We start from the raw sequence: 21,952 nt of genomic DNA, 5'->3' as shown, positions 1-21,952 counted from the left end.
ACATTAACATTCGTAATAAATCAGTTGTCGGGATGAGAGGATTCGAACCTCCGATCTCGCGCCCCCCAGACGCGCACTTTAACCGGACTAAGCTACATCCCGAAATACAGCTTGCAAATATAACTTCCTTTTCACTTTTCACAAGTTGGAAGATGGATTAAACTCAACAAAAATCTGTTAAAAACTGATAAAGTTTTCAAGAATACTTCCCTTTATTCCACAATTGTCCTGTTTACACCGGTAAAAACTGTTAAGATTTAAATTCCTTTGTTACATTTAGAGAAACAAGTATTATAGAGTTAGAGAAATCGCTCAAATAATCGATCAAATTCTTTAAATAACTGCTCAAATGAAATTAAAACTTATTGCTTTTGTTTCTATGCTTTCCTTGGGGCTAAATGCCCAAGAACTTCCTGAAGAAAAAAGTTTGCTTTGGGAAATTTCTGGAAATGGTTTAGAAAAAAACTCCTACCTCTACGGTACCATGCACGTGAGTGCAAAAATCGCCTTCCGTTTAGATGATGTCTTTTTTGAGGCATTAAACGGTGCTGATATGGTAGCACTAGAAACCGACCCCTCCACTTGGTTAGAACATTACAACGAAGATGGATATTATTCCAATTACTATAGCCCATGGGGATATCGTCAATCTGGATTCTATAAAGACGGATTCTCAGTGGATAACCCAAAGAAGGAACTGGTAGGTAATTTAATGTCTTTCGACAATAACTTATTGAATGGTATTCTTTACCGTTCGAGTAGCCAAAGACAAGACTTCCAAGAGGATACGTATTTGGACATGTTCATTTACCAAGCTGGTAAAAAACAAAATAAGACCATCGTTGCCTTAGAAGACTTGGATGAATCTCAAATGTTGGTAGATATTGCCGCTGAGAATTCAAGAAAAGACAAGCCCGAGGTTTGGTTGCAAAAACTTTTAGTAGATGATAACTACTACAGCATCATGCAAGAGGCTTACCGTACTCGTAATATTAGTCTGTTAGATTCTTTAGACAGAGGTTTACACACGGATCACTACATGGACTATATGCTTTACAAAAGAAACCACAACATGGTTGAGGTTATGGATAGCATAATGAAGACGGGTTCTGTATTTTCTGCAATTGGTGCCGCTCACTTACCGGGAGAAGAAGGTGTGATTAAACTATTGAGAGGTTTAGGGTATACTGTAAAAGCTTACACCTCTGACCGAACTGAAGTAGCGGAAAATGAACAGGAAAAATTAGAAGAACTGTTTATTGAGCAAACGTACACGCCTCAAACGGTAGATGACGAATACTTTACAATTAACCTTCCAGACAAATTATTCAACTTAGGTAGTCAGGAAAACATTACAAATTACATTTCTACAGATTTAACGAATGGAGCATTTGTTACCATTACTAGAATTAGTACTAAACAATTCCTGAAAAATGATCAGAACATAGATTTAGAAGTGATTCGTGATCTATTGTTTGAAAATATCCCTGGTGATATTGAAGAGAAAAAGGACATCACAAATGGTCCTTGGTCTGGGATTGAAGTGAAAAACAAACTTAAAAATGGTGATTATCAGCATTACCAGATTTACGTAACTCCTATGGAGGTTATCATTTTCAAATTGTCTGGAAAAAAGACTTTTGCACAGCAATATGGTGACCAGTTATTTGCCAGTCTTAAGTTTAAAGATGTGAGTAATAATGACATGGTGACTTTGAACAGTGTGTACAAAGATTTCTCTTTCCAAGTTCCCAATAACTACAGCTTCGTTAACATGAAAAATGCAGGAAACAGAGAGCTTGAGGCTTACAATTCTGCAACAGACGATTACTACTTTATGAAACGAGTACAATTAAACGATACGCGTTTGTTTGAGGTAGACACTTTTGAGTTAAAACAAATTCAAAAGCGTTTTTACGAAGACTTAGAAGTTTATGGTGATGCTACGTATAGCGATTTTGGAACATTAAGATATAGTAGAACTTTGCGCTCTAGTGCTCAAATAGATAGTGCATCAGATGTAAAGTTACATTTAATGACCCTTAAACAAGGAATGTATTTCTACCTTATCGGTATCAAAACCAAGGATGATGCAACCGCAGAAACGTACTTCAACAGCTTTAACTTATCTCCTGTGCAATACGAAGGTGTTTACAAACCTATGGTTGACACTTTTGTTCACTTCTCTACGGTTTCTTTCTTGGATATGTCTAAAAAATGGAACACCAACCTTAACCGTTTTGCCGACGATGATGATGACGATAAAAAAGAACCTTACGAAGAATTTTACAAATCAAATAAGTACATCACAGAAAACGGTGATAAGATAAGCGTAAACATGGTGCGTTACCATGACTACGAAATGTACTACAACGCTGATAGTATTTGGAATTATTATGAAAGATATTATGAAGATGATTACATTTTAAGCTTTAAAGAAAGAGGTATAGAACATGGAAATCCTTACCACGTGATGGTGATCTCTGATACGGCATGTAGTAAAGCCATTAAGGTAAAAAATGTTATCAAGCACGGTGTTAAATACAGACTTGAAGCTACTATAGACACCTCAATGGCAAGCAACAAATTTATTGATGAATTCTTCGATAATTTCAAACCTGCCGACACCTTAATTGGTAGAGATATTTTTGAAGATAAAACAGATGAATTCTTTGCTGCTTTACGTGCCAATGATTCTATTGTCTTAGAGTCATACGGAAGTTTAATCTTTACGAAAGAGGATATTGATTCTTTGAAGGCTTTTGTAGATCATTTTGATTTCCCGGATGACAAAAAATTCTTGAAAGAAAAGTTCATTTACAGAATCGGATCTTTCTGGGAAGAGGATGAAACTGTAATCCCTTACTTGGTTGATTTATACGATAAATCATACGAAAACTCAGAAATTCAAACGGATATTTTGAGATTCTTTGCTAGACAACGTACGAAGGATGCGACCGAACAAATGATGGAGCTCTTGAGTAACGACATACCTTTATCTGCATATTCTTCAGGAATCAATTATGTATTCTCTTCTTACTACGATACTTTAGAGTTAGCTGCAGAATTATTCCCAAGTTTAATGGATTACCAATCTATTGATGAGTACAGAAAACCAATTTTCGGCTTACTTACTGACCTTAGAACAGAGGGAATTATGAAAACGAAAAGCGTTAAGAAGTACAGAAATCAAATGTTAAATGACGCACGAATAGAGCTGAAAAGACAGTTGGCAAAAAAGAACAACAACAACAGTAATTCATACTATGGTGGATACGGTGGTTACAGTTCTAACTACAACACGAAGAGAGAACTTTCTGAATTAGAACAATACATTGTATTACTCTTCCCTTTCAGAAATGAGAAAAACATGAAAGTTTTCTTTGAGCGACTTTTAAGTTTAGATGACCATAAGGTAATTACAACTTACATTGCACTACAGGCAAAATATAACGACGAAGTAGATACTGAACTTTTGGAAGAATACGCAAAAGACATCAATAAGCGTTACAACCTGTACCAAGCTTTAATGGAGGTTAATCGTTTAGATTTGTTCCCTGAAGAATACAAAAACCAAAAGTCTATTCTTGAGTCATTTGCCTTTAAAAATGGAGGATACAAACCAGAAAATGATACCATTACCTTCTTAGAACAAAGAGATTTTGAATTTGAAGGTAAATCTTACACAACTTACTTTTTCAAAACATCAGAAAAAACAGGTTGGAACAAAGATGAATGGTACATTAAATCTTATACCATTGCTAATTTCGAGAAGAAAAAAGACAAGGATACACCTGAGATTAAAAACACGAATGGCGTGAAGGCTTTCCCAGTGTATACAGAATCGAGAAAACTACTCGAAACAGTGGAATTAGATAAGCAGATGCAAAAGTTAATAGAAGCTTTCGAATTGAAAGATCACCCGAGAGCATCAAGTGAGTTAGACGAAAATTCTAGATACTACGGATATTACTAACAAACAACAACACAACAAAAAGCCCCGATGTTTATCGGGGCTTTTTTTATGAATTATAATTACTGTTATTCTTTTGTATTGATAAACGGATGCTTTTCCAAGAAGTCCGCATATTTTTCTTTTTGTTGTTGCATAGCTTTAAGACTACTAACGCTCTCGGGATGTAATGATTTATGCCTGAAAAAGCTTTGAAACCCTAAATACTGTTTCATAATACCCTGCGTTTCTGTGCTAAAATAAGTGGCACAGAAATATTCCCAAACTCTATCTATGGCAAAAGCATTAGGATGCACTCCATCCGCTTCGAAATAAGCATAATCTCTGCACTCGTCCATTACTAATTCATAAGCAGGAAAATAATAAGCTCCCTCCTGCTCTAACCTACTGATCAATTCAAAAAGACGAGCTTTACTCCTGTTATTTTCCACCAAGCCATCTTTCACATGCCTTACAGGACTCACTGTAAAAACGACTTTCAATTTAGGGTTCATGGTATGTAAATGATTGAGAACTTCCTTCCAAACAACAAGCATCTCAGACACACTCAAGAACTCTTTATTGAATTTCTTTTGTGGAACTTTATGACAGTTAGCCACGCGTATATCATCCTCCAAAAATCTATATACAAAAGCACTTCCTAAGGTTACAAAAAGCACATCTGCAGAACTCAATTTTTCTTTGAATTCCTGTAAATTCAATTTTAATTCTTCTTGAAACACTTCCAAATCATCAACGCCATAAACCTTTGAATTTGCATGCCAATTGAGAAAAATATTGTCCTTTTTTAAGAAGGCATTTTGAGTAAGAATCACGTCATGATTGTTCAATGCATTGGCTACAGAAATAGGATTAAACAACACGCCCAGCGGATTGCTTTCTGCCATTAAACCTGCTTGTTTCATGCGCTGTGATATATTTTCAGAAAAACAACTCCCAACAAAAACACATTTTGAAGTGTAATCCAAGGATATATCTGAGCTGATAACTTTTAATAGCGTCTTATGCATCTTTATTTAATTCTATCATTAAATCGTGAACCTCTCTCCATCCTTTCCAAATTCCGTAATCACCCAAGGTTTCGTTGTGCCAGAGCGAAATAAATTCGCCTCCATAACGCTTACACTCTTCGAATAATTGTTGCACCACTAATTTGGCTTCAGGAATTGTAAACCCTAAATATTGATTCAGGGTTCCATCCATATATGCAATGCTATGCAAAACTAATTCGCTTTGATAATTCTTTTTTAGATCAAAGAAATGAACAGGACGCGCTGTGCCCAGTCGAAAACCATAGAGATCTGCATAACCCGTTGAATAATCGTGTTTAAAACCCGCTTTCATCATTTGATTATAGGTGTAGGGAACAACCAATTTTAAAAAATGTTGACGCGATCTTTCTACCTCTTTGAGAATTATTGTTTCGAGTCTACGCTTTTCTTCCATCAACTGAGAAAACTCATAATTACTCTTATAGCTCGGATGTAAATACACCTCCACTTCCCTACTCAAATTTCGGATATGGCGTTGGTGGCGAATATCATTCCATGCAATATTTCTATCGTACTTACCATAGTCACCCAAAAGATAAAAAACAATAGGGTTTACACCGTATTCCTTAAGTCCAACGATATAATCAAAAGTATCGTAGGGATCTTTCTTATCCCCACTCAAAACGTATTCACGTTCAATTTTACGCCTTCTATCCTGTTTTACAAGGTCTTTAATTCTACTCAAGTAAGAACGCAATCCATCCTTTAGCTTGTAAGCAAAAGTATTGTCTATATCAAAACTGGGAATCCATTTAAAAGAGAGTTTTTGAACCGTAAATTCAAAACCATTTTTTAGGAGTAGATCCAGAAACGCTTCGCTCCAACGTTCGGCGATTAACTTGTCGTTCAATTGGTATTGCGCAGCCAAAGAAAGCGAACCTAAAGCTCTGTTATGCTCATCTCTTTCCTTGTTAATTTGATTGGTGTAATCTGAAATAAAATAAAAGATAGAGGCCAGAAGATCAGGAACTCCTTCAAAAGAAAAGACCTGAATACCTTGCCATTCAACATAATCTATTTTCTGTTCTATTTGTTCATCTATACTTTCCTCTAGTAGTAGTTTAGAAGGATAGATTTGAAAACCTTCTGCATCCGGATAATCAGAGTAACAGACTTTTGGACCTTCCATAGCCTGATATTTCTTAAAATCATTGATTACTTCATAGTCCACTCCTCTATCTTCAAAAATAAAGGCTAATACGAACAACAAGCGCTCAGTTATACTATCCGAATATATGGTTATCAATTCAACGCTATTATTTCTTTACAAATAAATTCTGCTGCATGACCATCTCCATAAAAAGAAGGAAATTCCATATCAACACCTTCCATAAAACGAAAGGCTGCTTCTTTTATTTTTTTAGGATCTGCATCGGCCAAAACAGCATTTCCATTTTCCACTATCTCTACCCACTCTGTTTCTTTTCTCAAAACTACACAGGGTTTATTAAAGAAGAAAGCTTCCTTCTGTAAGCCTCCACTATCTGTAATCACAAACAAACAGTTTTGCTCTAAAGCAGTAATATTAAAGAAAGATACTGGATCAATAATCTTTAAGGTATCTGTATTTTCCACCTCTTCCAAGACATCTGGTCTAAGACTTGTTGCCAACATTTTACGTGTTCTTGGATGCAAGGGTAAAACCACCTCTTTTCCATGGTGAGCAACCTCTAATAAAGCTTCAAAGATTGCGGTAAGTCTTTCGGGACTGTCTGTGTTAGAGGGTCTGTGTATCGTACACAGCACAAATGTACCGGGTACTAAGTTGTGCTCCTTCAACACTGTAGCTTTTTCCTTTGCCAATTCAGCGAAATACATACTGTTGTCGTACATCACGTCACCGCATTTAAACACCTTTGGGTTATCTGCGGTAAATGGCATTTTTGCTTCAGCATCAAAACCTTCCTTTACCAAATTTTCTACTCCACTATCTGTTGGTGAAAACAATAAGGTAGAAAGGTGGTCACAAACTACACGGTTAATTTCTTCGGGCATAGCCTTATTGTACGAACGTAACCCAGCTTCTACGTGTATTACGGGAATCCCCATTTTACTTGCAGCGGTTGCCCCTGCTAAAGTTGAATTGGTATCTCCGTATACTAAAAGAGCATCAGGATTCTCTTTGATAAGTATTTCTTCTATCCCCTTTAACATATCTGCAGTTTGTACACCATGAGAACCAGAACCTATAGCTAGGTTGTAGTTTGGAGCCGCAATATTCATCTCTCCAAAGAATACATTGGACATATTTTCGTCGTAATGTTGACCTGTATGTACAATGATTTCTTCCAATTGATCAGCAAACTTTTCTCGAATTGCTCTATTAATAGCCGAAGATTTAATAATCTGCGGACGTGCTCCGATTATGGTAACTACTTTCTTTTTCATACGCGACCAAAAATAAGGAAATCTCAGTTAATTAGGCCATCTGATGTCAATTATATGAAGCCATCATCCATCATTGAAGTATAACTATTGTTGGCAATAATTAAATGATCTAGTATTTCTAAATCAATCAGTCTACCAAACTCTACCAAACGTTTGGTCATACGTATATCTTCGTGACTTGGCTTCAAATTTCCGGAAGGGTGATTATGTGCAAAAATAGCCCCTGTAGCATTGTGGTCCACCAAGAACTTAAAGATCACTTTACCGTCAGCTACCGTTCCACTTCTACCACCCTTCGATACACATTGTAATTTGATTACTTTGTTGGATCGGTTCAAGGCTATAACATAAAACTCTTCATGCTCTAAATCTATTAAATACGGGGCCACTTGTTCGTAAGCTTTTCTACTATTATTCACCTGTACCAGCTCTACTATTTCCTCACTCTTTCGCCTTCTTCCCAATTCTAAAGCGGCTAAAATATTGATGGCTTTTGCCCTTCCAATTCCTTTAAAACGTAGGAGTTCTTCTATCGTTAATTTAGAAAGCTGATGTAAACAGTTTTGTGAGGAGTTAAGTATTTCTTGAGCTAATTCTACGGCGCTTTTCTGACGAGAACCGGAACCGATTAAAATAGCGATGAGCTCTGCATTACTCAAAACACCTCTGCCTTTCAGCATCATTTTCTCTCGCGGTCTATCGTCTTCCGCCCAATGTTTAATTGTTAGGTTTTTCATAAGGTTGATTTTAGTGCTTAGAAGTTACAAAAATCACCAAACAAAAAAAAGTCCTGCACTTGTGTACAGGACTTTTCAATACTATTAAAAACAAGAATTACATTCCCGGCATACCTCCACGCATACCTTTCATTTGCTTCATCATGCTCATCATGTTCTTCTTGTTACTCATCATCTTCATCATCTTACGCGTATCCTGGAACTGCTTCAATAATTTGTTCACTTCCTGGATATTTGTACCTGATCCTTTGGCAATACGTTTCTTTCTAGATCCGTTAATCACAGCTGGGTTTTCTCTTTCTTCAGGACTCATAGACAAGATAATTGCTTCTATGTGTTTAAAGGCATCATCCTCTATTTCAACCCCCTTCAAAGCTTTCCCCATTCCAGGAATCATCCCCATCAAGTCTTTAACGTTACCCATCTTTTTGATCTGTTGTAACTGACCTAAGAAATCGTTAAAGTCGAACTGGTTCTTTTGAATTTTCTTCTGAAGTTTTCTAGCTTCCTCTTCGTCAAACTGCTCCTGTGCTCTTTCAACCAAAGAAACAACGTCTCCCATTCCAAGGATACGATCTGCCATACGTTTCGGGTAGAAAACATCCAATGCTTCCATTTTCTCTCCCGTACCTACAAACTTAATTGGCTTATCTACAACAGTTTTAATGGTTAAGGCAGCTCCACCTCGCGTATCACCATCTAACTTCGTTAAAACAACTCCGTCAAAATCTATTCTTTCGTTAAAGGCTTTTGCCGTATTCACAGCATCTTGCCCTGTCATCGAATCCACAACAAATAAAGTCTCTGTAGGCTTAATCGCTTCCTTAACATCAGAGATCTCATTCATCATCTGCTCGTCTATCGCTAAACGACCCGCTGTATCGACGATAACTACATTAAATCCTTTACTTTTTGCATGCTGAATCGCTGCTTCAGCAATTTTTACAGGATTCTTTTCTTCTTTGTTCGAGTAAACTTCAACACCCAATTGCTCACCTAAAACGTGCAACTGGTCAATCGCTGCCGGACGGTAAACATCACAGGCAACCAATAAAGGATTCTTACCTTTTTTACTCTTTAAAAAGTTGGCTAATTTACCAGAGAAAGTAGTTTTACCAGATCCTTGTAGACCCGACATCAAAATAATACCTGGATTACCTTGGTATTTTAATTCTACTTCTTCTCCACCCATTAAATTAACTAATTCTTCGTGAAGAATTTTCGTCATTAATTGTCCTGGAGAAACCGCCGTTAATACATCTCTACCTAAAGCTTTTTCCTTTACAGTATTTGTAAATTCCTTAGCAGTTTTAAAGTTAACATCGGCATCTAATAACGCTCTACGCACCTCTTTTAAGGTCTCCGCAACGTTAATTTCGGTAATTTGTCCTTGTCCTTTTAATACTTTAAACGCTCTTTCAAACTTCTCGGTAAGATTATCAAACATAATTTTTCTCTTTTATCGGGGAGCAAAGATAATATTTTAAGGTTAGTTTTCCATGAAAATAAGCCCTAGAGTTACCTCCTTCTCTAGTCATCTCAATTACAAAACGTAGCACACTAATAAACAAAGAGTTAAACACTTTACTTTTAAGGCAAACTGCCACACTTTTAATAAGAGAATTAAAAACCTGGCACCGGGTCATCCACTAAAGTGTCTTCACGGCCTATTAAGTATCACTAAATGTAAAAGCAACTTCCGTTGGTCGTTGTTTTTCATAAGTGCTACTAAATTTCCGCTAAGCCAGCTACCGTTTCTCCCCCTGTTTGAACTTACAAGCTTAAATTCATCTCGAAAAGTAAAGTTTGCATCCCTAAAAAAATCAAATAAAGCCTATCTTTGTATCAAATTAAAAACAGATATGGCTCATAAAATTGCTCCTTCAGTATTATCATGTGATTTCGCAAACATTCAAAGAGATGTTGAAATGATTAATGATGGAAACGCTGATTATTTCCACATTGACATTATGGATGGTTCTTTTGTACCCAACATTTCTTTTGGTTTCCCAGTGATGAAAGCGATTCACAAACACGCTAAAAAACCATTGGACGTACACTTAATGATAGATAATCCGGATCAGTATATCCAAGAATTTAAAGAGGCAGGGGCTGAAATTTTAACGGTACATTACGAAGCTTGTACGCACCTTCACAGAACAATACAGGCCATCAAAGCAGCAGGTATGAAAGCCGGTGTTGCCTTGAACCCACACACACCAATTGAAGTATTGGAAAATGTAATCGAAGAAATCGATTTGGCGTTAATCATGTCTGTAAACCCTGGGTTTGGTGGACAGAAATTCATTGAAAATGCCATTTGGAAGGTAGAGCAATTGTCTAACCTGATTCACAAAAGAGGTTCTCACGCTGTTATCGAGGTAGATGGTGGTGTAAATGCAGACAATGCCGGAGCATTAATCAAAGCAGGTGCCGATGTATTGGTAGCGGGTAGCTTTGTTTTCAACTCTGAAGATCCAAATGCAACAATCAACAAATTAAAAGCACTTTAATCTTAGCGATTTGAAGTCCTTTTTAAAAGATAAATTAGCATACGATATGGCGTGTAACCTTGATTGGTCACGCCATATTTGTTTACACGATGATTTTATCAATGGCGCGATCAAAAAAGAAATGTCGCATATCATCAACTATCACCACCAACTTAACCAATCCTTACTGGCCGAAGAACATGAATCAGAATTATGGGATCGTTTTGCCATTTATGATTTTGAAGCGCTTCATCACGATAATTACATAAGAACGCAATCTATATTAGATAATGAACAAAGTCATTACACCATAGAAGATACTTTAGGTAATTTTCAAAACTATGCTATCGAAGATTTAATTTTTGATTTGCTACAACACAGCTCCCATCATCGAGCAAAACTTGCTTTACATTTTAAAAACCTAGAGCTTCCTGTAAAAACGCATAGTTACTTGCTCTACAAAAAGGGACTTTAGCACTTAGTTTAAAGGCTTTTTAAGTACCTTTATCAAGTGGAAAATACGCGAATATATTATGATGGAGATTGTGGTTTTTGCAATGCTTCCGTTGCTTTTATTCTTAAAAACAGAAAACATAACAATTATAAGTTTATTCCGCTTCAATCATCAAAAGCGAAAAGCGATCTAGAGATTTACAATATCGATCTTTCAGATTTATCAACGATTTATACCTTAACTGAAGATAAACTATACAGTAAATCGAGCGCAGTTTTACGATTAGCTATGCATCTAAAGTTTCCTGTAAATCTATGTGCAATCGCTTTGTTCGTACCTAAACCAATACGCGATTTCGTCTATAATTGGATTGCTAAGCACAGACTAAAGCTGAGCAAACAGAAATGTTACCTGCCAAATTTAGACGAAAGAAAAATGTTTGAGTTTTAAAACTTTGGACAGCTCTTACACGGCTTACCCTTCTTTTTATACTTCTTACAACATTTTTTCTTACCACAGCAAATAGAAAAATCAGTCGCTTCCACAGTAAATACTTGATTTGGTAGTAAGGATGTGCGCTCTTGATGTTCTAACTTCATTTTATTTAGATTAAATCTAAACAAAAGTAAACATTAATATTTATTCCCCACTTTTTTATCCTTAAATTTATACTGCAAAATGTAAACCCTATGAAATTTGTAATATCCCTTATTGTGAGTTGTTCGCTTTTGTTTTTAGCTCAGGCTCAAGAAAAGCCTTTCGAGCAACAACAACTACTCGTTCAACTCCAACCAAACACCAACCTTAACAGCTTTCAAAACGAATTAAGTCAACAAGGCCTCACCCAAACCGACATGAGTTTGCTGTCCAAAAACATGAGTATTTACTTACTAGTTTGGCCGGATGCAACAATTTCTAATGCGCAGGCAATGGCTAAAGTAAGAGCGTGTAAAGGTGTTATCAACCTACAAAACAATCACTTCATTAAGGAAAGAGAAACTATTCCAACAGATCCATCTTTTGCCAGTACATGGCACCACAAAAATACAGGACAAACTGGTGGTACTGTAGACAATGATATAGATACTCCAGACGCTTGGGATATCACTACTGGAGGTTTAACGGCTTCTGGAGATACCATCGTGGTATGTGTTTTAGAAGGAGGAGGTGCGAATATGAATCATCCTGATTTAGTAAATAACATCTACCATAACCCTCACGAAATTCCAAACAACAATATTGATGATGACGGAAACGGGTATATCGATGATATCAATGGATGGAATGTAAATTTGAATTCAGACACTCATTCTTCAGGTAACCATGGTACAGCAGTAATGGGAATGATCGGTGCTTCAGCAGACAATGGAATTGGTTCTACAGGGGTAAATCATACAGTACAGATGATGTTAATCTCAGGATTCAATATGTCAGAATCAAGTGTTATTTCTGCCTATGACTATCCCTTAACTCAAAGAAAATTATACAACCAAACAGCAGGTGCTACGGGTGCTTTTGTGGTTTCAACCAACGCTTCTTGGGGAATTGATGGTGCAGATCCAGCCAATTACCCTTTGTGGTGTGCTTATTATGACACATTGGGGATACATGGAATATTAAACTGTGGTGCAACTACAAATCAAAATTTCAATGTAGATACAGGTGGAGACATGCCTACTGCCTGCGGATCTAATTACATGATTTCTGTAACAGCTACAAATCACAATGATCAGAGAACCTTCTCTGGATATGGAGCTACTACCATAGATTTAGCAGCGCCGGGAGAAAATGTATTATTACCTTCTGGAACAAATAGTTACACCACTACATCCGGAACAAGTTTTGCTTCTCCTTGTGTGGCCGGTGCAATAGCCCTCGCCTATTCTGCTCCTTGCCCCTCTTTTGCGGCAATCTACGCTAACAACCCACAATCCGGGGCAGATTATGTTCGCTTAAACTTATTAAATTCGGTAGACCCTGTTGCTTCTCTCGCCAACGATTGTGTTACGGGAGGGCGAATGAATGTAAACAGCATGATCCTTCAAATTATGGCAAATTGTGGTAGTGGTTGTATTGCTCCATATAACTCTTCTCTTGTTAGTAATGTTGGTGGTAATGCTGAATTTAACGTAGGAAGTTTTAGTCCGGACAATTTTATATACATCCAAGAACAAGGAACATCTACTTGGGATTCTGTTGCTTTTACGGGAAGCAATGTCACCCTTAACAATTTAAACTACTGTACCAGCTACTTGGTAAGATTTGCAGGAAATTGTTCTGGAAATTTGAGTAACTACTCGGATACGCTTTACTTTACAACCGATGGATGTTGTGATGCTCCAGAAGCTATGATAGATGTTCTAGGAGATAATAATGTCAGTATTACTTGGCCATCCGTTACCGTTGGAACTGACTATACATTAGAATATGCGATGGAAGGTACAGGAGCTTGGACAACAGTAAACAATGTCAGCTCCCCCTACTCATTGACAGGACTTGATAGCTGTACAGTTTACGATGTTCAAATGAGTACCACATGTGCAGATAGTAATTCTGCAAATTCTGCCATCGAACAATTTGAAACTTCAGGTTGTGGAGCTTGTACAGACATGATTTATTGTGCTGTGGATAATGGAAACACGCAATACGAGTGGATAGATAAAGTTGTAATCAATACCTACAGTTTAACCTCAGGAGATAACGACGGATATAGACCAACTGAAAACACTGGAGTAACACTTCACCCAGGGAACACTTATCCGTTTTCTATCAAACCCGGATACGCTGGAGGAGCATTCACTGATGATTTATTAGCTTGGATAGATTGGAACCAAAATGGTACATTCGAAGATTCAGAATTAGTGCTAGATTTCTCAAGTAATTTGCAGGTTACCCAAAATGTAACGATACCTACAGATGCTGTTTTAGGGAGAACCCGAGTAAGATTTATGATTTTTGGAAGTTCAGCTACAGCAACTCCTTGTTACGGGCAAAACTTTTGGGGTGAAGTAGAAGACTACTGTATTAACATTAAAAGTAATGTTGGTGTAGACAATGAAGAATTAGAACCACAAATAACCCTGGCTCCAAATCCAAGTTCTGAATCAATTACACTTTATGGAGCACCTTTACAAACCAAAGTAAACATTTACAGTGTAGAAGGTAAACTAATACAGACGATTGATAATTATGAGCAAGGTAGCACCATTGATATCAGTAGTTATCAGAAAGGAATTTATTTAGTTGAACTCTTGGTCAACAATCAAAAAATTACAAAACGATTAGTAAAACAATAAACAAAAAAAGGAGGCTAAATTTAGCCTCCTTTTTTATTAGTTTAAAAATAAAACTAATCCTTCTTTTTTACTTTTCTTAAGCTCTGTGCTTTTGCTATAGTTCAGAATAAACTCTAGACATTCTTTACTTGGTCCTTGTTTCAACTCCTTAGACCTTGGAGCAATAGTGGAATTGTATCTGTTTAACATACGCGATGTGTTTTTGGTTCTTTCTTTAAAAACGTTTCCAACTATTACTTATTGCACGCATTAGAAAAATTATCTTCCAAAATAACTCACCAGGCTAGCCTTAGCCAAGATGCTGTCCTTTATCATAAACATAACCATTGCTGGCGTCGTTTCTTTATCTAAATTCAGTTCTCTTTCTTTTATTGCATAAACGGTAAAATTATAGGCATGATCTCCATGCCCTTGAGGTGGACAAGCACCGCCATAACCATATGATCCAAAATCATTTTTTGTCTCAACTAGGCTCTCTGGGAGGTTTGTTCCCCCCTCCTCAATCTCTACACAATTACTTGGAATATTAAATGCACACCAATGCCACCAGCCTGAAGGAGTTGGTGCATCCGCATCATGACAAATAATTACAAAACTTCCTGTACCCTCTGGTACTCCAGAAATTGAAAGTTGAGGTGATAAGTTATCACCCGACAAACCAAAATCATTGAACACTTGTCTATTGTTCATCTGACTGGTTAAACTTGTACTCGTAACACTAAAATTCTTCATAATATCAAAAATAAAAAAAGGGATGAAAAAACTTCATCCCTTTATCTTTAAGTATATTTTTCTTACTGAATAACCACACGTTCTACTTTACGTAGGTTAGTTCCTTCAATTTTCACTAAATAAACTCCTTGGTTGTATTCAGAAACATCAAACTTTGTTGTTGCTCCTTTCTTTACATCTTTTGAAGTAATCATTTGACCCGTCATAGAGTAAACACTTACTCTAGCGTCTTCCTCAACACTTACATTTAAGTTGTTGTTTGCAGGGTTAGGATAAACCTTTGTTTCACAAGTCTTACAATCCGTATTTTCAACACCTACAAAACCTGTTGGCAAAATAGATGATAAAACTACTTTAGATTCAGATAAAGGATTCGTAGCTCCTTGCATTTTAATTCTAAAGTATACGATACTGAAAACGGGTAAATTACTTGTTGAATAATCGTAGTAATCATACTGTCTTCTAATTAACTCTAAAGTAGAACCAATTGCAGCAATAGTAGCAACTGATGTATCTACCGTAGTAACTCTCTTCACATTCGTAAAATCATTACCGTCGGCTAATTTTAAGGTTCCTTCACCGTCAAAGGTTGTAGTAACAGTTCCTGTTGTAGCAGAACTTGTAGGAATACCATTAAAACTGTAGTACAACGTTCCTGCATAAGCATCAACAACTTGATCTGAAACATTCATCGGGTAAGTTGCAATTTCAGCTTCATCTACATTTAATACTAAACGCATTTCACCAAAAGTTACCTCATTAAAAACAAATCCTTGAGAACTCGCTCCTGCAGTAGTTGAATTCGTAAAACGTGTAAGTCCATCTTGCAAGCTAAGTGCAGAAGTAGAGGATGGATATGTTGAAGCATGCGCTGTTGTAGCTGGGTCTAAATTCTCCAGTGTTTTCACATTCGTTCCACCATAACCTCCGTATGTACTGTAATCCCATGTTACTCCTGTTCCCGTAACATTTTCATATTCTGGTGCAACAGAATCAATAATATATAAATTCATCGATGCCCCTACAGCAGGCTCATCTGATTGATTAATTTGAGCACCTACAAAACCAGTTGTTAGTAATAATGATGCAATTAGAGTAATTTTTTTCATCTATATCAAGGTTGTTTTATTCTTTTGAACAAATATAATTATTTCTTCGTTAAATCTTATTTACTATAACTAAGACTATAATTGAAACATTTTAACCTTAGCTTTGTTGTTTTCACAAACGAATATTAAATGAAAAAGGTTGGCTCGAGTTCCTTTAAAAAGTTGTCTTTTGTTATTTGCGGTTGTATCGCTTTGCTAACGGTTTTATTCACGTACCAAGCAACAAAACTCCAATTCAATTATAACTTCGAAGAGTTTTTTCCCGCAAATGATAGCGAGGCCGACTACTTCTATAATTATCGTCAGAACTTTTCTACCGACAACGATTTCATTCTAATTTCTGTAGAAAACCAAGCCGGAATTTTCAATTTAAACTTTCTAGAAAAACTAGAAGCTTTTAGAAAGAGTATTCAAAGGCTTGATCTTGTAGAATCAACCCGCGCGATTAGTAACGAAAAGGAATTTTTTATCTATAAAAACGGTAAAACGAGTCAACGTCCTTACATCGGATGGAAAGATTCATTATTACCAAAGGATTCTATAAACATTTATGAAAATGAGGAGTTAATCAATAGTTTAGTGAGTAAGGATGGAAAAGCCGTAGCTATTCTTGTTCAGCACCAAAATTACCTGAGTAAAGCCAAAAGTGATAGAATTAATGGTGAAATTGACAGCATTGCACAAAACTTTACTTTTGATAAAGTTAGGATGTCTGGCCGCGTCATCGGTCAAAAGTTTTACATAGATACAATGACGGTTGAGCTCCGTTTCTTCTTAGCTTTAAGTGTCTTGCTTATCATTATAGTTCTTTGGTTAGCTTTCCGTTCTCTATGGGGCCTACTCCTTCCCTTACTGGTCATCGTACTTTCCCTTATATGGATATTGGGAATTATGTCTTTGCTCAATGAACCCATTAACATCCTACTCACCGTTTTACCTTCTATTATGTTCGTTGTAGGCATGTCTGATGTTATTCACTTTGTATCCAAATACATAGAACTGCTCAGACAGGGAATGTCTAAAAACAAAGCAATTCGAACGACCTTTAACGAGGTTGGATTAGCCACTTTCCTCACTTCTCTTACCACGGCAGTAGGTTTTTTCAGTTTATTTTTGGTAGAAGTAAAACCAGTTCAAAAATTTGGAATGGCCACAGGAATTGGTGTTTTTGTAGCCTTTGTTTTAACTTTTTCACTGCTACCTATATTGTTTTACTACACAAAAACACCACCCATAGTAAACAGAAAAGCTGGTGGGAAAAATTGGTATTCTCTTTTACATAAATCTTTCGCATTCACGCTTAAAAACAGAAAATGGATAGCGCTTACGTCCCTTCTATTTTTACTGATTTGTGGTTATGGAGCTTCTCTTTTAAAACAAGACAATTATTTGATGGATGATTTAAAAGCTTCCTCTGTAATGAAGCAAAACTTCAATTATCTCGATACTACTTTCGGAGGTGTTCGTCCCTTTGAATTAGCCATAGAAGCTCCCCACTCAAATTTCAACTTTTTTGAAAAGGATGCATTGCAAGAAATCACGGCGGTAGATAAATACTTAAAACAAGAATATGGGGTGAATATTAGATTATCCCTTCCCTTTGTTCTTTCTATTGCCAACAGATCTTCTCATGCCGGTGATACATCTTATTATAAAGTTCCCAATCGTCAAAAGACCATTAATAGCTACAGGCGTCAATTAAAAGTTAGCGAGAGTAAAACACATCTCTTGTCTCGCTTAATAGACAGTACCTCAAAAATGACTAGAATTTCGGGTACTTTAGCAGACCTCGGAAACATTGAAACCACGCGTAGAAACAAAGCATTTTTCGAATTTATAGATGAAGAATTTCCAGATTCTAAATTTGAATACAAGTTGGCCAGTACTGCCCATATTTTGGATAAAAACATGTCTTACTTGTCAGGCTCATTAGTTAAAGGATTGCTCTTAGCAACACTTGTTGTAGCCCTAATTATGGGCTTTTTGTTCAAGGATCTGAAGATGGTCGTCATTTCAATTATCCCCAACATATTACCCCTTGTACTTATTGCTGCAGTAATGGGTTATTTCGGAATTGAGTTGAAAATAACCACGGCAATTGTGTATACAATATCCTTTGGTATTGCGGTGGATGATACTATTCATTTCTTGAGTAAGTTTAAACTCGAACTCAACAAAGGAAGAAGTGTTTTGTATGCACTTAAAAGAAGTTATTTAAGTACAGGAAGAGCTATCATTTTAACCTCTATCATCCTTTGTTCGGGTTTTCTATTACTGATATTCTCAGATTTCTTGGGAACAGTTTACATGGGATTGATGATCAGTATAACCTTAGTTTCTGCAGTGGTTGCTGATCTCTTTATACTCCCTTTGCTCCTCCTCTATTTCTACAAAAAATAAAGTAAAGAACTCGTACTTCTATAATTCTGAAAACTTTGGAATGTTTTGAATATAATCTAACTTTTGCCCTTTGGAATTTATTTTACAGACTATAGTTTGCAAACCATTGGTGAGTAATAAGTAATCTACCTGTAATTTAAAGTTGTATTGCGCAACTTGGTGCATCACCTTTTCATCTAAGGCAATATGGGGAGCTTTACACTCCACAATCATTGCTGGTTTTCCATTTTTAAATACAACTCCGTCACACCTGCGTGTTAACCCATTTATATTTAAAGCGTGTTCTGCACTTATTAAATGCAAGGGGTATTCAGCGTGGTTCACCATGGCCAGCAAAATATGTTGTCTTACCCACTCTTCTGGTGTGAGCACCAACTGCTTTTTTCGAAAAGCATCCCATACGTAAACTACTCCCTCTTTGCGAGTAAGTTTTAAAGGAACTTTTGGCAAGTTCAAAGGACGCATAATTTCTTCTGGACGCATATTGCAAATATATCATTTGAAAAGTATGTAAAATCGTCTTATCTAACTTAAATAAACTGACTAAACGTCAGCCTCTACAACACTTCCCTGCCATATTTACCGAAAAACACACTTCGTAATCACTTGGATTCAAATTTGACGAGAAGAGAGAAAAAAGAACATCACAATGGATATAAATAAATTAACTACAAAAACCCAAGAAGTTATAGGTGGGGCTCAGCAAATGGCAACAGAGTTGGGACACCAAGCTATTGAAACTGGGCATATTTTGAGTTCCATGTTTAAGGTGGATGAAAATGTTCTTCCTTTCCTTCTACAGCAACTCAATATAAATGCAAAAGTATTTGAGCAATTGAATCAACAAATTGTTCAATCCTATCCTAAGGTATCGGGCGGACAAGTGTATTTAAGTCAAAATGCCAACAAAGCCGTTACTGCGGGATTTAAACTCATGAATGAATTCAAAGACGAATTTCTCAGTTTAGAAATTTTGTTCATGGGACTTTTAGAAGGATCTGATCAAGTGGCCAACTTGATGAAGGATCAAAAAATTACCAAAAAAGAACTCAAAGCTGCAATCATGAATCTTAGAAATGGAGACAGTGTGAAATCACAAGGTCAAGAAGGAACTTACAAGTCCTTAGATAAATTTGCCAACAACCTTAACGCAATGGCCAAAGAAGGGAAATTAGACCCTGTAATTGGTAGAGATGATGAGATTAGAAGGGTGTTGCAAATTCTTACCAGAAGAACCAAAAACAATCCTATTCTTATTGGTGAGCCGGGTGTTGGTAAAACTGCCATTGCCGAAGGTATTGCCCACAGGATAATCTCTGGGGACGTTCCGGAAAACTTAAAATCAAAGGTAGTTTATGCTTTAGATATGGGTGCCTTGGTTGCCGGAGCTAAATACAAAGGTGAATTTGAGGAACGATTAAAATCAGTAATCAAAGAGGTAACAAAATCCGCTGGAGAAATCATATTATTCATCGATGAGATACATACCTTGGTAGGTGCCGGAGGTGGCGAAGGAGCCATGGATGCTGCCAACATACTAAAACCTGCCTTAGCTAGAGGTGAGTTAAGAGCCGTTGGTGCTACCACACTGAATGAATACCAAAAATACTTTGAAAAAGACAAGGCGTTAGTAAGACGTTTCCAAACTGTAATGGTAGATGAACCTTCTACAGAAGATGCTATTTCAATCTTAAGAGGTATTAAGGAGAAATATGAAAACCACCACAAGGTTATGATTAAAGATGCTGCAATTATTTCTGCAGTAGAACTTTCTCAACGCTATATATCTGATAGACATTTACCAGATAAAGCGATTGACCTTATAGATGAGGCTGCTTCTAAACTGCGTATGGAAATCAATTCTAAACCAGAAGAGTTAGATGAGATTGAAAGACGTATTATGCAGCTTGAAATTGAAAGAGAGGCTATTAAGCGCGAGAAGGATGAAAAGAAACTAGCATCTATCTCTGCCGAATTAGCCAACCTTACTGAGCAGAAAGATAATTTCATGGCGAAATGGAAGTCGGAAAAAGACATTATCGACAATATCCAACAAGCCAAAGAAGACATTGAGAAATTTAAGCTAGAAGCAGAACAAGCTGAGCGTAGTGGTGATTACGGAAAAGTAGCCGAGATTAGATACGGTCGTATTAAAGAAGCCGAAGAAAGCTTAGCGAACAATAAAAAGAAATTGGCTGAACTACAAGCTGATTCTAAAATGATTAAAGAAGAAGTTGACGTTTCTGAAATTGCCGATGTTATTTCAAAATGGACGGGAATTCCTGTTTCAAAAATGTTAGAGTCTGAACGTTCAAAATTATTGAGATTAGAAGATGAATTAAGAAAAAGAGTCGTTGGTCAGGCAGAAGCCGTTGAAGCCGTTAGTGATGCTGTAAGACGCAGTAGAGCGGGTGTACAAGACGAACGCAAACCAATTGGATCTTTCTTGTTCATGGGTACAACCGGTGTAGGTAAAACAGAGTTAGCCAAAGCGTTAGCCGAATTCATGTTCAACGACGAGTTAGCAATGACGCGTATTGACATGAGTGAATACCAAGAAAAGCACAGTGTGAGTAGATTGGTTGGAGCGCCTCCGGGTTACGTTGGATACGATGAAGGTGGACAACTTACTGAAGCCGTAAGAAGAAAACCCTACTCTATCGTATTGCTGGATGAGATAGAAAAAGCTCACCCTGATGTATTCAACATCTTATTACAAGTACTAGATGATGGTCGATTAACAGATAATAAAGGTAGGTTGGTAAACTTCAAGAATACAATTATTATCATGACAACCAATATGGGGTCTAACATAATACAAGAGAAGTTTGATGCTATGGTTCCAGGTACAGAAGAGGAAACAAAGGAACAAGTAGAACGCGAAGTGTTCAACCTTTTAAAACACAGTGTTCGTCCAGAGTTTTTAAATAGAATTGACGAAACCATTCTCTTTACTCCTTTATCTAAAGCTGATGTAATTAGTATCGTTGATATACAGTTGATGCAATTAAAAGAGCGATTACAGAAAAACGATATCAACCTTGTTTTCAAACAAGATGCTATTGACTATATCGCCGATACAGGTTTCGATCCACACTTTGGAGCAAGACCTATTAAGCGAGTAATTCAGAAAAAAGTCTTGAATGCTTTATCAAAAGAGATATTAGCAGGACGAATTGATACGAGTCAAAATGTTGTTATGGATTTAATCGATGGTCAAATCATCTTTAGAAAACCCATCAACGAAGAAGAAGAAATAAAACTTTAAGTTGAATTTCAAATAGTATAGAGCAAAAAAAAGGGAGGTCCTACACCTCCC

Annotated in this window: 15 protein-coding genes and 1 tRNA gene; 7 read left to right on the top strand and 9 right to left on the bottom strand. The window is 36.7% G+C overall.

The features are described 5' to 3' along the window. Nucleotides 1–27: 27 nt before the first annotated feature. Nucleotides 28–102 (bottom strand) — tRNA-Pro (locus AC22ZQ_RS01615). A 247-nt stretch (nucleotides 103–349) separates the two neighbouring features. Here AC22ZQ_RS01615 and AC22ZQ_RS01610 point away from each other — a divergent pair. Continuing rightward, nucleotides 350–3,976 (top strand): TraB/GumN family protein, encoded by a 3,627-nt coding sequence (locus AC22ZQ_RS01610; RefSeq protein WP_318956826.1) that lies wholly within the window; start codon nucleotides 350–352, stop codon nucleotides 3,974–3,976. Nucleotides 3,977–4,041: 65 nt separating this feature from the next. On the opposite strand, the gene AC22ZQ_RS01605 is transcribed toward AC22ZQ_RS01610, so the two are convergent. The 5 genes from AC22ZQ_RS01605 to ffh form a co-directional block, all read right to left on the bottom strand. Beyond that, complete coding sequence (locus tag AC22ZQ_RS01605) at nucleotides 4,042–4,983, bottom strand: GSCFA domain-containing protein (RefSeq protein WP_318956825.1); 942 nt, start codon at nucleotides 4,981–4,983, stop codon at nucleotides 4,042–4,044. Continuing rightward, nucleotides 4,976–6,271, bottom strand: a complete 1,296-nt coding sequence (locus AC22ZQ_RS01600; protein WP_318956824.1) for a polysaccharide deacetylase family protein — start codon at nucleotides 6,269–6,271, stop codon at nucleotides 4,976–4,978. The genes AC22ZQ_RS01605 and AC22ZQ_RS01600 overlap by 8 nt, the downstream gene beginning before the upstream one ends. Continuing rightward, the gene (gene wecB, locus AC22ZQ_RS01595) at nucleotides 6,268–7,413 is read right to left on the bottom strand and encodes a non-hydrolyzing UDP-N-acetylglucosamine 2-epimerase (protein WP_318956823.1); all 1,146 of its coding nucleotides are present in this window, start codon (nucleotides 7,411–7,413) and stop codon (nucleotides 6,268–6,270) included. Before wecB ends, AC22ZQ_RS01600 begins: the two co-directional genes overlap by 4 nt. Nucleotides 7,414–7,463: 50 nt before the next feature. Then, complete coding sequence (gene radC / locus AC22ZQ_RS01590) at nucleotides 7,464–8,150, bottom strand: RadC family protein (protein WP_318956822.1); 687 nt, start codon at nucleotides 8,148–8,150, stop codon at nucleotides 7,464–7,466. 97 nt (nucleotides 8,151–8,247) lie between these two features. After that, complete coding sequence (gene ffh / locus AC22ZQ_RS01585; protein WP_318956821.1) at nucleotides 8,248–9,597, bottom strand: signal recognition particle protein; 1,350 nt, start codon at nucleotides 9,595–9,597, stop codon at nucleotides 8,248–8,250. A gap of 415 nt (nucleotides 9,598–10,012) precedes the next feature. Between ffh and rpe the strand changes: the two genes are divergently transcribed. The 4 genes from rpe (at nucleotide 10,013) to AC22ZQ_RS01565 (ending at nucleotide 14,392) form a co-directional block, all read left to right on the top strand. Next, nucleotides 10,013–10,663: a ribulose-phosphate 3-epimerase gene (gene rpe / locus AC22ZQ_RS01580; protein WP_318956820.1), complete on the top strand. Its 651-nt coding sequence runs from the start codon at nucleotides 10,013–10,015 to the stop codon at nucleotides 10,661–10,663. Between the two features lie 10 nt (nucleotides 10,664–10,673). Beyond that, nucleotides 10,674–11,117, top strand: a complete 444-nt coding sequence (locus AC22ZQ_RS01575) for a hypothetical protein (RefSeq protein ID WP_318956819.1) — start codon at nucleotides 10,674–10,676, stop codon at nucleotides 11,115–11,117. 36 nt (nucleotides 11,118–11,153) lie between these two features. Continuing rightward, complete coding sequence (locus AC22ZQ_RS01570; RefSeq protein WP_413468662.1) at nucleotides 11,154–11,546, top strand: thiol-disulfide oxidoreductase DCC family protein; 393 nt, start codon at nucleotides 11,154–11,156, stop codon at nucleotides 11,544–11,546. A gap of 239 nt (nucleotides 11,547–11,785) precedes the next feature. After that, nucleotides 11,786–14,392, top strand: coding sequence for a S8 family serine peptidase (locus AC22ZQ_RS01565; protein WP_318956818.1), 2,607 nt, complete (start codon nucleotides 11,786–11,788; stop codon nucleotides 14,390–14,392). Between the two features lie 258 nt (nucleotides 14,393–14,650). On the opposite strand, the gene AC22ZQ_RS01560 is transcribed toward AC22ZQ_RS01565, so the two are convergent. Both AC22ZQ_RS01560 and AC22ZQ_RS01555 read right to left on the bottom strand, forming a co-directional pair. Then, nucleotides 14,651–15,124, bottom strand: a complete 474-nt coding sequence (locus tag AC22ZQ_RS01560; protein WP_318956817.1) for a YbhB/YbcL family Raf kinase inhibitor-like protein — start codon at nucleotides 15,122–15,124, stop codon at nucleotides 14,651–14,653. A gap of 62 nt (nucleotides 15,125–15,186) precedes the next feature. Then, on the bottom strand, nucleotides 15,187–16,233 hold the full coding sequence (locus tag AC22ZQ_RS01555; RefSeq protein WP_318956816.1) for a T9SS type A sorting domain-containing protein: 1,047 nt from the start codon (nucleotides 16,231–16,233) through the stop codon (nucleotides 15,187–15,189). 129 nt (nucleotides 16,234–16,362) lie between these two features. Between AC22ZQ_RS01555 and AC22ZQ_RS01550 the strand changes: the two genes are divergently transcribed. After that, nucleotides 16,363–18,633, top strand: a complete 2,271-nt coding sequence (locus AC22ZQ_RS01550) for an efflux RND transporter permease subunit (protein WP_318956815.1) — start codon at nucleotides 16,363–16,365, stop codon at nucleotides 18,631–18,633. Nucleotides 18,634–18,651: 18 nt separating this feature from the next. Here the strand turns inward: AC22ZQ_RS01550 and AC22ZQ_RS01545 are convergent, their stop codons facing one another. Then, nucleotides 18,652–19,116, bottom strand: a complete 465-nt coding sequence (locus AC22ZQ_RS01545) for a type I restriction enzyme HsdR N-terminal domain-containing protein (RefSeq protein WP_318956814.1) — start codon at nucleotides 19,114–19,116, stop codon at nucleotides 18,652–18,654. A gap of 166 nt (nucleotides 19,117–19,282) precedes the next feature. Here AC22ZQ_RS01545 and clpB point away from each other — a divergent pair, with 166 nt between their 5' ends. Then, the gene (gene clpB / locus AC22ZQ_RS01540) at nucleotides 19,283–21,901 is read left to right on the top strand and encodes an ATP-dependent chaperone ClpB (RefSeq protein ID WP_318956813.1); all 2,619 of its coding nucleotides are present in this window, start codon (nucleotides 19,283–19,285) and stop codon (nucleotides 21,899–21,901) included. Nucleotides 21,902–21,952: the final 51 nt, after the last annotated feature.

This window comes from Lishizhenia sp. (assembly GCF_057456495.1).
The sequence above is the reverse complement of the archived record's forward strand: the minus strand, read 5'-3'. Positions and strand labels throughout refer to the sequence as shown.